Genomic DNA, 12,239 nt, shown 5'->3' with positions numbered 1-12,239 from the left:
TAAGGCAAGCATCCCCGCGAACGACGCGGGCCGCGCGGGATTTCGCGCTCATTATTTATGACGAACGGAATCCAATTTCGCGCTCAAACATTACGACGAACGTCGATGGCGAAAGCGTCAGGATTGGGCGGCTATGCTGGAGGATATGAGCAAGGACTTCCTCGATCTGCTGGCCGACGGGCCGGATGCCGCCGATGAGCGCGTGCGGCTGACGGCGTTCGAGTGCCTGTTCAACGGTCTTGATGATGCGCGCGTCGCCTCGCTGTTCACTCTGCTGGGCTGGTCCGGCGACTTCATCTGTTATGCGATCGCGGGCACGCCCGCCGTCGCCCCCGCATTGGCCGCCGGTGCCGCTGCGGGTTCCGCCGGTGGTCTAGCCGGATCCGCCGGTGGGCACGCTGGCGCCGCTGCCGGTTCCGCTGGTTCCACCGGTACCGCGGGTGCTGCCGCACCCACGCCCACACCTGCAAGCGGCCCCGCCGTGGCCACGGCAGCCACAGCCGCACGTATGTCGATCACCCGCACCATAGCGGGGCTTGGCGGCGACAGTCTGATTGGGGAACGCGACGGACTGGTCGTCGCATTGGTCCGGCAATCCGGTGCCGCAACCCCCGAGGTAACTTGCACGCACACACTGCCGGCCTTCGCCGCCGACCGACCGGTGTGCCTCGGGCCGTCGCGACAGGGCGTTTCCGGCGCGATGCACACCGTGCGCGCCGTGATGTTCGCGCTCGAAGCCGCACCCGCGGTCTCCCCTCATGACGTGCCGCGCCCGATGCGCGCCGACGACGTGCTGCCCGAACGCGCGCTGATCGGAGACGAGGACGCGCGCCGCGAACTCGTCGCCTCCGTATACGCCAGCCTGACCGCGGGCGGACCCGACGACCCGACCCTGCTGACGGTGTCCACGTTCCTGCAATGCGGCGGCTCGCTGGAAACCGTGGCCAAGGAGCTCAACGTGCACCCCAACACCGTGCGCTACCGCCTCAAGCGCGCCGCCGAATCCACCGGCTGGGACGCCACCGACCCGCGCGAAGCCTACGTCCTCACCACCGCCATAGCATTGGGCCGCATCCACGCCACTCACTGAGCGAAACACGCGCCCCGCCGTCATCCTGTGGAGATGCCTCGACTTCGCTCGGCATGACGAAGGACCATTACCACCGCCATCCCGGAGTTCCTTCTCTCGTCATCCCGAGCCTCTCCCCTCGTCATCCCGAGCGAAGTCGAGGGATCTCGAGATGCTTGCGCCTCGCTCCGCTTCGCTCAGCATGACGAAAGACCGCAGATATGCGAAGACCCCGACACCGGAAGGTATCGGGGTCTTGGCTACGTCATCGATGCGACGCGAACCGCTCTCAGGCGAGGGTGTTCGGATCGACCGGAACGCCCGGGTTCATCGTGGAGGTGATCGTCGCCTTGGTCAGGTAACGGCCCTTCACGGTGGACGGCTTGAGACGCTTGACTTCGTCGGCCACGGCCTTGAAGTTCTCGTCCAGAGCGGACTCATCGAAGCTCAGCTTGCCGATGAGGAAGCTCAGGTTGCCGTTCTTGTCCACGCGGAACTCGATCTTGCCGCCCTTGATGTCGGCGACGGCCTTGGCCACATCCATGGTCACGGTGCCGGTCTTCGGGTTCGGCATGAGGCCACGGGGGCCGAGCACGCGGCCGAGACGGCCGACCTTGCCCATCATGTCCGGGGTGGCGACGACGGCATCGAAGTCGAGGAAGCCGCCGGCGACCTTGGTGATCAGGTCGTCATCGCCGACGATGTCAGCGCCGGCTTCGAGGGCCTCGGTGGCCTTCGGGCCGCGGGCGAACACGAGGACCTTGGCGGTCTTACCGGTGCCGTGAGGCAGGTTGACCGTGCCACGCACCAGCTGATCAGCCTTGCGCGGGTCCACGTTCAGACGGAACACCGCTTCGACGGTCTGGTCGAAGTTGTAGGCGGGCATGCTCTTGATCAGAGCGATGGCCTCAGTGGCGGTGTAGAGGTTGTTGCGATCGATGCGCTCGGCAGCTTCGCGGTACTTCTTGGAACGCTTTACCATCTGTCCTTCTCCTTATCAGTCCGTGACCGTGATGCCCATCGAGCGGGCGGTGCCCTCGATGATCTTCATGCCGGCCTCAACGTCGCGGGCGGACAGGTCGGGCATCTTGATCTCGGCGATCTCGCGGACCTGGGCCTTGGTGACGGAGCCGACCTTGTGGGTCAGCGGGTTCTCGGTGCCCTTCTCAACACCGGCGGCCTTGAGCAGCAGAGCCGCGGCCGGCGGGGTCTTGAGGACGAAGGTGAAGGAGCGGTCTTCGTAGACGGTGATCTCAACCGGCACGACCTGGCCCATCTTGTCCTGCGTGGCGGCGTTGTACGCCTTGCAGAAGTCCATGATGTTCACGCCATGGGAGCCGAGGGCCGGACCCAGCGGCGGGGCCGGATTGGCCTTGCCAGCCTGAATCTGGAGCTTGATCAGCGCCGAGACTTTCTTCTTGGGAGCCATAGTATGGTTCTTCTTTCTATAACGCGGTGCAATCGGTCGCCGACACACGTCTTGCATGCCCAAAGCGACGCTTGACTCGTTTCTCATCGCCGTGGGTTAGCAAGCCGCGGGCGGTCTCCTCCCGCAACTTATATTGCTGTGCTGTGATGGCGGGTCTCCCCTCCAGACACAAGCTTTCCCATTATGCCGATTCCGGTGGACATCCTATACACGCCCACAAACGCGAAAACCCAGCCGGAGGGGCTGGGTTTCGCAAAGGATTGGTGTGGGCTGGTCTCAGGCGAGCTTCTCGACCTGGTTGAAACCCAGCTCCACCGGCGTATCGCGGCCGAAGATGGACACGAGCACGGTAAGCTTCTGGGTGGTCGGCTCCACATCGGAGACGACGGCGGCCATCGTAGCGAAAGGACCGTCGGTGACGGTGACCTGGTCGCCCACGGCGTAGGAGACCTCGACCGCGCGCTTCTTGGCGGCGGCGGGCTTGTCGCCGGCGGCCTTCAGCGCCTCGGAGGCGATCATCGGCGCCATCATGGCCACGACTTCCTTGCGGCTGAGCGGCGCCGGATCCTTGGACGGGCCGACGAAGCCGGTCACGCCTTCGGTTTCGCGCACGATACGGCGGGCGTTCTCGTCCGGCCACATGCGGATGAGCACATAGCCCGGCACGCGCACGCGGGTGATGACCTTCTTGCCCTTGTCGGTGTGCTTCTCGACCTCTTCCATCGGCACCTCGACCTGGAAGATCTGGTCTTCCATGCCGAAGGAGGCGACGCGGGACTCGATATTGGCCTTCACGCGCTTCTCATAGCCGGAGTAGGTGTGCAGCACGTACCACTTGCCGTCCAGGGAGCGCAGGCTCTTGGAGAAATCATCGATGGCCTTCTGGCCGGCGTCGACGGGTTCGTCATCGGCGATCTCGCCGGTTTCCTCGTCGACAACGGGAGCGATGCCTTCATCCGCATCCTCATCGGATTCGGTTTCGGATTCCGCGGATTCGACGGCCACCTCAACCGTCTCGACCTCAGCGGCTTCATCAACGGGAGCTTCGGCGTCAATAGCCTCAAAATTCACGTCGGGAACCTCGACGGACTCCTCCTCGACAACCGGGGGGAGATCCAGATTCTCAAGATTCACTTCATCACTCATGCGTTCTATACACCTTTGATTGGGGTGGGTTCAGGGTTATTCGATCAGCCGAACACCCACAGCACGAGCTTGCCCAGACCGAAGTCCATGCCCGTGACGAGGGCCATCAGCAGCAGCACGAAAATGAACACGGCCAGCGACCAGAAGAACAGCTCCTTGGCGGTCGGAGTCACGACCTTGCGAAGCTCGTCAATGATCTGCTTGATAAACATGCCGACGCGCATGAAGATATTCGGCTTGACTGCTTTTGTGCTGCTCTTGGTCTTAGCCATATCCATCCTTCATGGTGTTCTGGGTTATCAAACTTGGCAGGGAAGGCGGGACTCGAACCCACAACCTACGGTTTTGGAGACCGTTGCGCTACCAATTGCGCCACTTCCCTAGGTGAACTCTGCCCATGCTACACGATGCGTAGAACGTATGCGTTCGCATGGGGCAAAACCGCCAAGGTGTTACCTTAGCAGCACTTCACGATTTCGGCAACCCGTGTGTCGCTACGCCTCGACGTACGCCTTGAAACGGCGCACGCCCTCGGCCAACTGGTCGTCGGCGAGCGCGTAGGAGAAGCGCAGATATCCGGGCGCGCCGAAGGCCTCGCCGGGCACGGCGGCCACATGGGCCTCGTCCAGCAGGACGGCGGCAAAGTCGGCGGAGGTTTCGGACACGGTGCCGTTGGGACCGAGCGGCTTGCCGAGCAGGCCGTGGATGTCGGCGAAGGCGTAGAACGCGCCGGTCGGCGTCGGGCACACCACGCCGGGGATGTCGTTAAGCGCGGCGACGATGGCCTTGCGGCGCACGTCGAAGGCCTCACGCATCGCATACACCGCGTCCAGCGAACCGGAGACGGCGGCCAGGGCGGCGCGCTGAGACACGTTGGCCACGTTGGAGGTCATATGGCCCTGCAGCTTGTTGGCGGCCTTGGCCACCTCGAGCGGGGCGACCATCCAGCCGACGCGCCAGCCGGGCATCGCGTAGGTTTTGGCCACGCCGTTGAGCACCACGAGCTGGTCGCGGCATTCGGGCACGGCCGCGCCGATGTAGGTGGTGCGCGCATCGTCGTAGTTCAGGTGCTCGTAGATTTCGTCGGAGACGATCCAGACGTGGTGTTCGACGGCCCATTCGCCGATGCGCTTGATGGTTTCGGGGCTCCACACGGCACCGGTCGGATTATTGGGCGAGGTGACGATGATCGCCTTGGTGCGTTCGGTGCGCGCCGCCTCCAGCGCGTCCAGATCGGGCTCGAATCCGCGCTCGGATCCGGCGAACACCTCGACGGGTACGCCGCCGGCCAGCTTCACAGCCTCCGGATAGCTGGTCCAGTACGGCGCGGGGATGATCACCTCGTCGCCGTCGTTGAGCAGCACTTGGAAGATGGAATACACGGCCTGTTTGCCGCCGTTGGTCACCACCACCTGGGCGGGGTCCACCTCATAGCCGGAGTCGCGCAGCGTTTTGGCGGCGATCGCCTCACGCAGCTCGGGCAGGCCGGGGGTGGGCGTGTACCGGTAGTTCTTCGGATCGCGCACGGCCTCGGCCGCGGCATCCACCACGTAATCGGGGGTGGGGAAATTCGGCTCTCCCGCGCCGAATCCGACGACGTCGACGCCGGCGGCCTTCATCGCCTTGGCTTTGGAATCGACGGCCAGCGTCGCGCTGGGAGCCACTTGATTGATACGGTCGGAAAGGGTCTGCCACTGAGCCATAGTCATGCGCACCATGCTAACCCCTAACCCCAACACGTGGGAATACCGTGCCCGATATTCGGCACCTCTGTTTGGCCGTACCGCACCGGCGGGTGACGTAATGGATGATGCAATAATGAAAAGCGAGAGAAGAACGCGTCCGAGCGGGATATGAGGGGGAACTGTATGGCCACGCAAGGGTCACATCGCGCATCAAACGGGAATCACACGACAGACGGGCGGCGCGTTACGAGCCTGCGACACGTGTCAAGTGGGAACACCCTAGGCAGGAACCGACATGCCACGGAGCACCGCTATGCGGGCACGCACCGGCAAACACCCGACATGCACGACTACGGCCACGGCGGCCATGTCAGCCGCCGATCAGCACGGGCGGCCGTCAAACAGGCCCGCACTCGTCGACTGGCGGCGCTGGCCATCGTCGCGATGTGTACGCTGGCAGCGTTGGCCCTGGTGATCGCGCCTCTCGCCGCGCCGACGCTGATGCGCGGCCGCAACACGACAACCGGAACCGGCGAGCCGACATCACCGACCGTCACACATGATGCGCTGGAACGCGCGGCGGCTCCGGAACTCAGCCCCGGAAACATCGTCATCGGTGTGAACGGCAGCGCCACCACCATCATGCTTAAAGGGGAACAGTATGTGGAGGGCGGCGCGCATGCCATCGACCCGGATGACGGCGTGCTCACCAGTGCCGTCCAAACCTCCGGCACCGTGGACGCCAACACGGCGGGCGACTACACCGTGACGTATTCCGTGCGCAATTCCAAAGGCAACCTGGCCACCGCGACGCGCACCGTGCGCGTGGTCGACTCGATGGAAACACAGAGCGGCGGAATCCCGGTGCTTATGTATCACTATGTGTACGACGATGCGACCCCGCCCGCGGATCTCAACAACAACTACATCGCCAAAAGCGCGCTGGAACAGCAGTTGCAGTATCTGACCTCCAACGGCTTCTACTATCCCTCGTGGCATGAGGTGCGTGCGTTCATCGACGGCACGCACAGTCTGCCGAAGAAGAGCATCGTGCTCACCTTCGATGACGGCGAGCCCGGATTCATGAGCGTGGGCGGCGCGTTGCTGGCGAGCTACCAGGTGCCGGCCACGTCGTTCATCATCGCCAACGACGGCAATGTGCCGCAGCGCATGAAGGATTACGCCACGCCGTATCTGGAATACCAGTCACATTCCTACGCCATGCATCAGGCCGGCGGCAACGTGGGGCACGGCGGGCGGATCAGCGCGATGACGCGGCAGGAGATCATCGACGATCTTAAGCAGTCCGCAACGGTTACGGGCGCGCTTGACGCGCTGGCCTATCCCTTCGGCGACACCACGCCCGACGCGATTGAGGCCGTGCGCGAAGCCGGCGTGCTGTGCGCGTTCACCACGCAGTATGGCTGGGCAAAGGTCGGTGACGATCCGATGGCGCTCGACCGCGTGCGCATTCAGGGCACCGGATCGTTGGATACGTTTATCGGCGCGATTCAGTAGGGCTTCACAGCACGACGAGATTGTCGCGATGCACCAGCGGGTGCGCGTATTGCTCGCCCAAAAAGCGCTTGAGCTGGGCGGTGTTGCGCCCCAGCATCTGCGGAATCTCCTCGGAATCATATCCGGCTAAGCCACGCGCTAAGTGCGTGCCGGCCTCGTCATCGACCCATACGACATCGCCCGCGGAGAACGCGCCCTTGACCTCCACCGCACCGGCGGCGAGCAGTGAGGCCCGTCCCCCGCGCACAGCCTGGGCCGCGCCAGAATCCACCACAATCGAGCCACGCGGCTCCGCGGCGAAACCAATCCACAACCGCCTGGACGAGCCGCGCTGTTTAACCGGCGCGAACGCGGTGCCCACGGGATCGCCCATCAATGCCGGGCCGGCGTTGGCCGCGCAGGTGAGCACGGCGGGGATGCCGGAGACGGCGGCCACACGCGCGGCCTCGAGTTTGGTGACCATACCGCCGGTGCCCACCTTCGAGCCGGCGCCGGAAACCTGAATGTCGCCCAGCGCGTCGATCACGTTCGGCACATAGGCGATGCGCCGCGAATCCGGTTGCGAGGGCGGGGCGGTGTAGAGCGCGTCCACGTCGGTGAGCAGCACCAGCGCGTCCGCGCGCACCAGATTGGCGATCAGCGCTGAGAGGCGGTCGTTGTCGCCGAAGCGGATCTCGTTGGAGGCCAGCGAATCGTTCTCGTTGACGATCGGCACCACACCGAGGTCGAGCAGCCGCTCCAAGGTGCGCTGCACATTGCGGTATTGGGTGGCGCGGATCGTGTCTTCCGCGGTGATGAGAATCTGCCCCACGCGAATGCCGTAGCGCGCGAACGAAGCTTCGTAACGGGCCATAAGCAGGCCTTGGCCCACGGCCGCGGTGGCCTGCTGCGTGGCCACGTCGGCGGGGCGCGAGTCGAAACCGAGCAGGCCGAAACCGGCGGCGATGGCACCGGACGAGACGAGCACGACGCGCGCGCCCAGCAGTCTCACCTGCGCCAAGGCCGAAACCAGCGCGTCCAAACGCTCCGGATCCAAATGGCCGCTGGGGCCGGTCAGCGAGCTGGATCCGACCTTGACGACCACGGTCTGCGCGGCGGCGATGGCGCGGCGCACGTCGGCCTGCGATGGTGTGGACATTCGTTACTCCTCCGCGTCCTCGCCGCGCCCGAACAGGCTGTTCTCGTCGTGACGGTCGTCGTCGACGGACGGGTCGGCCCAATGGCCGGCCTTGCGTTCGGCCATCATCGCCTCGCGCACGGCGGCGCGCGCGTCCATCATCTCGTGGTATTCGCGGCGGCGTTCCGCGTTGGTGCGGCGGCGGGCGCGCGTGTCCTGCTCCTCAAGACGCAGATCCTTGCCGCGCGCGCCGAGCTGCGTGCCGTCGAGCATCTCAGCGCCGGCGGAAATCGTCGGATCCCAATCGAAGGCGACGGCGCGATTGCCGCGGCCGATGCGCACCTCGTCGCCGGGATGTGCGCCCTTGCGGCGCAGCTCGTCCTCGACGCCGAGCTTGGCGAGCCTGTCGGCCAGATAGCCGACCGCCTCGTCGTTGTCGAAGTTGGTCTGCATCACCCAACGCTCCGGCTTGGCACCCAGCACCTCAAACCAGAATTCGCCGTTGGCGTTCTCCTTGCGTTCCACGGTGAAGTCGAGCGCGTTGCCACCCTCGTCGGAGCGGCGGCGACGGCGGCCCTCCTGCTCGAGCGGCTTGATGACCACGCGGGCCTCCTCTTCGGCCTGCTCGCGCTTGGCGACCTCCTCGCGCATCTTCGTCACCATCTCGGACAGGGCGAAGTTCAATTCCTTCAGGCCCTTGTGGCTGGCGGTGGAGATAACGAACACAGGGAATCCCTTGGCCTCGAACTCGGGCTTGACGAATTCGGCGAGCTCCTCAGCCTCGGGCACGTCGGCCTTGTTGAGGATGATCACGCGCGGGCGTTCGGGAATCGGAATCGCGCCCAGCGGCAGGTCCAGCGAGTCGGCGTATTCGGCGAGCTCGTGTTCCAGCGCCTCGTAATCGCTGATCGGGTCGCGATCGGATTCCAGCGTGGCGCAGTCGATCACGTGGGCGATGATTTCCGTGCGTTCGATATGGCGCAGGAACTCAAGTCCCAGGCCCTTGCCTTGGCTGGCGCCGGGGATCAGACCGGGCACGTCGGCGATGGTGTAGCGACGGTCGCCGGCGATGACCACGCCGAGGTTCGGCACCAGCGTGGTGAAGGGGTAGTCGGCGATCTTCGGCTTGGCGGCGCTGATCGCGGCGATCAGGCTCGACTTGCCTGCGGAGGGGAAGCCCACCAGCGCCACATCGGCGATGGATTTGAGCTCCAGCACCACGTCGCGCTCCTCTCCCAGCTCGCCCAACAACGCGAAGCCGGGAGCGCGGCGGGTGCGGTTGGCTAGGGCGATGTTGCCCAGTCCGCCAGCGCCTCCTGCGGCCACGACGAAACGGTCGCCCTCATGGCGCAGGTCGGCGAGCTGGTCGCCGGGGCGACGTTCGCCGCCCTGCGCGCCCTTCGCGCTGAACACCACGGTGCCGCAGGGCACGGGCAGGATCAGATCCTCGCCTTTGGAGCCGTCTTTGTTGTCGCCCAAGCCCATGGTGCCGTTGCCGGCCACGCGGTGCGGCATGAAACGGTAGTCAAGCAGGCTGGTGGCGTTGCGGTCGGCCACGAAGATCACGGAGCCGCCGTCACCGCCGTTGCCGCCGTTCGGGCCGGCCAGCGGCTTGTACTTCTCGCGGCGAATGCCCGCCGAACCATTGCCGCCGTCGCCGCCCTTGACATGAACGGTCACTCTATCCACAAAATCACTCATAACGCTCTACCTTACATGCCGGGGTTGCCGTGGCCGCCGCGCTACGCCCCGCGCGTGACCCACGCGAGACCCATGAGGCCGAGGACTGGCCGAAGATCATGTCGGCCAGAGTTATCCACAACTCGCCGGCGCCACATTCGCTGGATGCACATTCGCCGTTCGCACTGGACATGGGGCTTTGCGCCTTTCTACCGTTTTGCATAGCGGCCAGCACGCGAAAGGATGATGCCATGCATAAGCACAGTTCGGCGTATGACAATAGTCATACAGACGGTTATACTGAACATGTCGTGGACATTCATCCGCACGCGATGAAAGCCCACGGCATCACCAGACAGCAAATCGAGTCAGCCATCATCAGCCGCATCGGAGTGGCGAAGATTCGCAGCCGCGATGCGGGGGCAGAGCCGCCACGGTGGGCCGCGGTCGGATTCGACGCGCAGCTTCGCCCCATCGAGCTGGTGTATGTGCAGACCTCCGACGCGCCGCCTCTGGTGATACACGCCAATTATCTGACGAAAGGGTTCTACGAGGAATGGAGGAAAGCATGAGCAAGCAATACTTGGCTAAAGACGGCACGCCGATCACCGAAGAGCAGATCGCTGCATGGGCACAGCAGGCCGAAGACGGATTCAGTTCCCCGGACGTCGCCCTGCATCGCGAACCCGACCCTTTCGTCATCCGTCGCAGCGACATGCGCGCGCATACCATCCGCGTTCCCGAAGCGCTTTGGCGGATGGTTGAGCGGGTCGCGCAGGAGCGGAACATCACCGCCAGCGAATTCACCAGGCAGGCGTTGGACCAAAGCCTCGCGCGCACACCGCTCACACGCGACCAGAAAATCGACCTTTACGCCGAGGCGCACGGGCTCTCCCGCGAGGAAGCCATCAACCGCCTGGTCGACGCCGCCTTATCGTAAAGCATTCACCGCGGCCAGCGGGCGGCGTGGTGGATCTGACGCCAGGGGGCGGTGCGCCGGCGGTTGAACACCACGGCGAAAATCAGGCCGGGAACGGCGGCGATCGCCACGGCCCACACCACTAGGGAACGCACGTCGGGCGGCGCGTCCTGCGGGTCCGGAATCGGCATCGGAATCTCCTGCCGTACGCCCGACACAAGCAGCCGCTGCGTGTTCACGCCATATGGCGTGCACGTCATCAGCGTGACGCGGTCCTCCCCCTCCACGATTTTGAGCTGGCTCGTATCGTCGGGCTCGATCACCGTGATACGGTCCACGCGATAGCCCAGCGTCTCCCCCATCACCTCGATGTAGAAGAAATCCCCCACCTCCATCTCGTCAAGCCGCGTGAACATCAGCGCCTCAACCAGGCCGCGATGCCCGGTCAGCACCGCATGCGTGCTCTCGCCACCCACCGGCAAGCTCGAACCGTACAGATGCCCCGCGCCGGACGCCAGCGCGCTTTCCGACGTGCCGTGGTAGATCGGCAGGTCCACGGAGATGCCGGGGATGAGAATAGATCCCATCACCCCGCCGCCTGTATCCAGCAGACCTTGGTATTCCTCGTCTTTCGACGCCTGCGAATCCTCTTCGTTTGACGCCTGCGAGCCGCCCTGCACCTGCGCGAACGGGTCGACGGCCTCGCCCATCACCGGCTGCCCCGACTGGGCGAGCCGCTCGTTGTATGCGTGCGCCGCTTCCAGTGATTCCTCCGCTTGCGGATACGGCCATTCCGCCACGGTTTGCGCCGCCTGCGACGCCGTGGATTCGAGCTGACGGTCGGACCGGTATTGCAAAACCAGCGGATATCCGCCGATGCATAACGCCACCGCCAGCAGCAACGCCACCACCACGCGCATCGCCAGCAGTTGGCGCGCCATACTCCGCCGTCTGCGCATCAGATCCGTGACATCGGTGGCTTCCTCGAATGGGATGGGGGTCCATTGGGAAGTTGGGGAGGATGATGGGGGCGATTGGGGTTGCCGAGATGGCGATTCCGGCAGCTCCGGCTGGGAGGCCGACGTCGGATGGATCGTCTGGCCCGGCTGGGGCGGGAAGGAAGGTAAGGATGATGAGGATGGCAGGCGTTTCATGGGTTCACTGCCGCTGTTGCTGCCGCAGCCCGTCCGCCTCGGCGGTGAGTCGCTTGACGGTTTCGCGCAGCTTCATGTTTTCCTGTTGGAGAACCTGGGTGTAGTTCGACTGCTGCATCAGCAATTGCAGCAACATACGACTGTCGCCGATTGGATCTTGGTGCGTGTTGAAGGTTTCAGCGCTTTCGCCGTTGTTTTCGTTGTCGGACAGATAATCAAGCTGCTTCCAGCGTGCGATGCACCGTTCGATGCGCTTATGGCCGATGATCTGGGGACTTAATCCCGCGTCGCGGAAGATTTTGGAGGGACGCTCCCCTTGCGCGTATCGGCGCATGCATTCTTTTTGGAACTGCGATGAATAGTAGATATGCGAGCCGTTCACACTCCTCACGGCCGGCAGCATGCGAAGGTATTCGAGCTGTTCAGGAGTGAATGAAGTGTCTGTCATGAGCGATGCCCTTCCTGTAATTGCTGATGACGCGGTGTGGGTGTGGAGTGGAGATGCGATGAGATGGCGTGGGC

The 12,239-nt window shown here is 64.4% G+C and carries 13 protein-coding genes and 1 tRNA gene; 4 read left to right on the top strand and 10 right to left on the bottom strand.

Annotated elements, in window-relative coordinates; translation table 11 throughout:
* Nucleotides 1-133: 133 nt before the first annotated feature.
* Nucleotides 134-1,090 (top strand): PucR family transcriptional regulator, encoded by a 957-nt coding sequence (locus tag AC1AV0_RS10375; RefSeq protein WP_476573724.1) that lies wholly within the window; start codon nucleotides 134-136, stop codon nucleotides 1,088-1,090.
* A gap of 268 nt (nucleotides 1,091-1,358) precedes the next feature.
* On the opposite strand, the gene rplA is transcribed toward AC1AV0_RS10375, so the two are convergent.
* From rplA to AC1AV0_RS10345, 6 genes are all read right to left on the bottom strand, one after another.
* Nucleotides 1,359-2,051 carry a 50S ribosomal protein L1 gene (gene rplA / locus AC1AV0_RS10370; protein ID WP_476573722.1) on the bottom strand — a complete coding sequence of 231 codons (693 nt, stop codon included), beginning with the start codon at nucleotides 2,049-2,051 and terminating at the stop codon, nucleotides 1,359-1,361.
* Between the two features lie 15 nt (nucleotides 2,052-2,066).
* Nucleotides 2,067-2,498 carry a 50S ribosomal protein L11 gene (rplK, locus tag AC1AV0_RS10365; RefSeq protein WP_476573721.1) on the bottom strand — a complete coding sequence of 144 codons (432 nt, stop codon included), beginning with the start codon at nucleotides 2,496-2,498 and terminating at the stop codon, nucleotides 2,067-2,069.
* 276 nt (nucleotides 2,499-2,774) lie between these two features.
* On the bottom strand, nucleotides 2,775-3,644 hold the full coding sequence (nusG, locus tag AC1AV0_RS10360; RefSeq protein ID WP_476573719.1) for a transcription termination/antitermination protein NusG: 870 nt from the start codon (nucleotides 3,642-3,644) through the stop codon (nucleotides 2,775-2,777).
* A gap of 44 nt (nucleotides 3,645-3,688) precedes the next feature.
* On the bottom strand, nucleotides 3,689-3,916 hold the full coding sequence (gene secE, locus AC1AV0_RS10355) for a preprotein translocase subunit SecE (protein ID WP_476573717.1): 228 nt from the start codon (nucleotides 3,914-3,916) through the stop codon (nucleotides 3,689-3,691).
* Nucleotides 3,917-3,950: 34 nt separating this feature from the next.
* Nucleotides 3,951-4,026 (bottom strand) — tRNA-Trp (locus AC1AV0_RS10350).
* A 112-nt stretch (nucleotides 4,027-4,138) separates the two neighbouring features.
* Nucleotides 4,139-5,347, bottom strand: coding sequence for a pyridoxal phosphate-dependent aminotransferase (locus AC1AV0_RS10345; RefSeq protein ID WP_476573716.1), 1,209 nt, complete (start codon nucleotides 5,345-5,347; stop codon nucleotides 4,139-4,141).
* Nucleotides 5,348-5,590: 243 nt separating this feature from the next.
* On the opposite strand from AC1AV0_RS10345, the gene AC1AV0_RS10340 reads away from it, so the two are divergent.
* The gene (locus AC1AV0_RS10340; RefSeq protein WP_476573714.1) at nucleotides 5,591-6,847 is read left to right on the top strand and encodes a polysaccharide deacetylase family protein; all 1,257 of its coding nucleotides are present in this window, start codon (nucleotides 5,591-5,593) and stop codon (nucleotides 6,845-6,847) included.
* Between the two features lie 4 nt (nucleotides 6,848-6,851).
* On the opposite strand, the gene proB is transcribed toward AC1AV0_RS10340, so the two are convergent.
* A complete protein-coding gene (gene proB, locus AC1AV0_RS10335) occupies nucleotides 6,852-7,985 on the bottom strand; it encodes a glutamate 5-kinase (RefSeq protein WP_476573712.1) in 1,134 nt (377 codons plus the stop codon).
* Nucleotides 7,986-7,988: 3 nt separating this feature from the next.
* Nucleotides 7,989-9,665 (bottom strand): GTPase ObgE, encoded by a 1,677-nt coding sequence (gene obgE / locus AC1AV0_RS10330; protein WP_476573710.1) that lies wholly within the window; start codon nucleotides 9,663-9,665, stop codon nucleotides 7,989-7,991.
* A gap of 230 nt (nucleotides 9,666-9,895) precedes the next feature.
* On the opposite strand from obgE, the gene AC1AV0_RS10325 reads away from it, so the two are divergent.
* A complete protein-coding gene (locus AC1AV0_RS10325) occupies nucleotides 9,896-10,216 on the top strand; it encodes a hypothetical protein (protein ID WP_476573708.1) in 321 nt (106 codons plus the stop codon).
* Nucleotides 10,213-10,584, top strand: a complete 372-nt coding sequence (locus AC1AV0_RS10320) for a hypothetical protein (RefSeq protein WP_476573707.1) — start codon at nucleotides 10,213-10,215, stop codon at nucleotides 10,582-10,584. Before AC1AV0_RS10325 ends, AC1AV0_RS10320 begins: the two co-directional genes overlap by 4 nt.
* A gap of 5 nt (nucleotides 10,585-10,589) precedes the next feature.
* On the opposite strand, the gene AC1AV0_RS10315 is transcribed toward AC1AV0_RS10320, so the two are convergent.
* Together AC1AV0_RS10315 and AC1AV0_RS10310 are read right to left on the bottom strand one after the other, a co-directional pair.
* The gene (locus AC1AV0_RS10315; RefSeq protein ID WP_476573705.1) at nucleotides 10,590-11,717 is read right to left on the bottom strand and encodes a class C sortase; all 1,128 of its coding nucleotides are present in this window, start codon (nucleotides 11,715-11,717) and stop codon (nucleotides 10,590-10,592) included.
* A gap of 4 nt (nucleotides 11,718-11,721) precedes the next feature.
* Nucleotides 11,722-12,165 carry an HTH domain-containing protein gene (locus AC1AV0_RS10310; RefSeq protein WP_476573703.1) on the bottom strand — a complete coding sequence of 148 codons (444 nt, stop codon included), beginning with the start codon at nucleotides 12,163-12,165 and terminating at the stop codon, nucleotides 11,722-11,724.
* Nucleotides 12,166-12,239 lie beyond the last annotated feature (74 nt).

The sequence above is a fragment of the Bifidobacterium sp. LH_558 genome, from assembly GCF_056356295.1.
This window is presented reverse-complemented; position numbering and strand designations above follow the sequence as displayed.

What these genes read in the sequence shown, in the direction of transcription:
- AC1AV0_RS10375 (WP_476573724.1), top strand. Translation starts at nt 134, where the DNA reads ATGCTGGAGGATATGAGCAAGGACTTCCTCGATCTGCTGGCCGACGGG.
- rplA (WP_476573722.1), bottom strand. Translation starts at nt 2,051, where the DNA reads ATGGTAAAGCGTTCCAAGAAGTACCGCGAAGCTGCCGAGCGCATCGAT.
- rplK (WP_476573721.1), bottom strand. Translation starts at nt 2,498, where the DNA reads ATGGCTCCCAAGAAGAAAGTCTCGGCGCTGATCAAGCTCCAGATTCAG.
- nusG (WP_476573719.1), bottom strand. Translation starts at nt 3,644, where the DNA reads ATGAGTGATGAAGTGAATCTTGAGAATCTGGATCTCCCCCCGGTTGTC.
- secE (WP_476573717.1), bottom strand. Translation starts at nt 3,916, where the DNA reads ATGGCTAAGACCAAGAGCAGCACAAAAGCAGTCAAGCCGAATATCTTC.
- AC1AV0_RS10345 (WP_476573716.1), bottom strand. Translation starts at nt 5,347, where the DNA reads ATGGCTCAGTGGCAGACCCTTTCCGACCGTATCAATCAAGTGGCTCCC.
- proB (WP_476573712.1), bottom strand. Translation starts at nt 7,985, where the DNA reads ATGTCCACACCATCGCAGGCCGACGTGCGCCGCGCCATCGCCGCCGCG.
- obgE (WP_476573710.1), bottom strand. Translation starts at nt 9,665, where the DNA reads ATGAGTGATTTTGTGGATAGAGTGACCGTTCATGTCAAGGGCGGCGAC.
- AC1AV0_RS10325 (WP_476573708.1), top strand. Translation starts at nt 9,896, where the DNA reads ATGCATAAGCACAGTTCGGCGTATGACAATAGTCATACAGACGGTTAT.
- AC1AV0_RS10320 (WP_476573707.1), top strand. Translation starts at nt 10,213, where the DNA reads ATGAGCAAGCAATACTTGGCTAAAGACGGCACGCCGATCACCGAAGAG.
- AC1AV0_RS10315 (WP_476573705.1), bottom strand. Translation starts at nt 11,717, where the DNA reads ATGAAACGCCTGCCATCCTCATCATCCTTACCTTCCTTCCCGCCCCAG.
- AC1AV0_RS10310 (WP_476573703.1), bottom strand. Translation starts at nt 12,165, where the DNA reads ATGACAGACACTTCATTCACTCCTGAACAGCTCGAATACCTTCGCATG.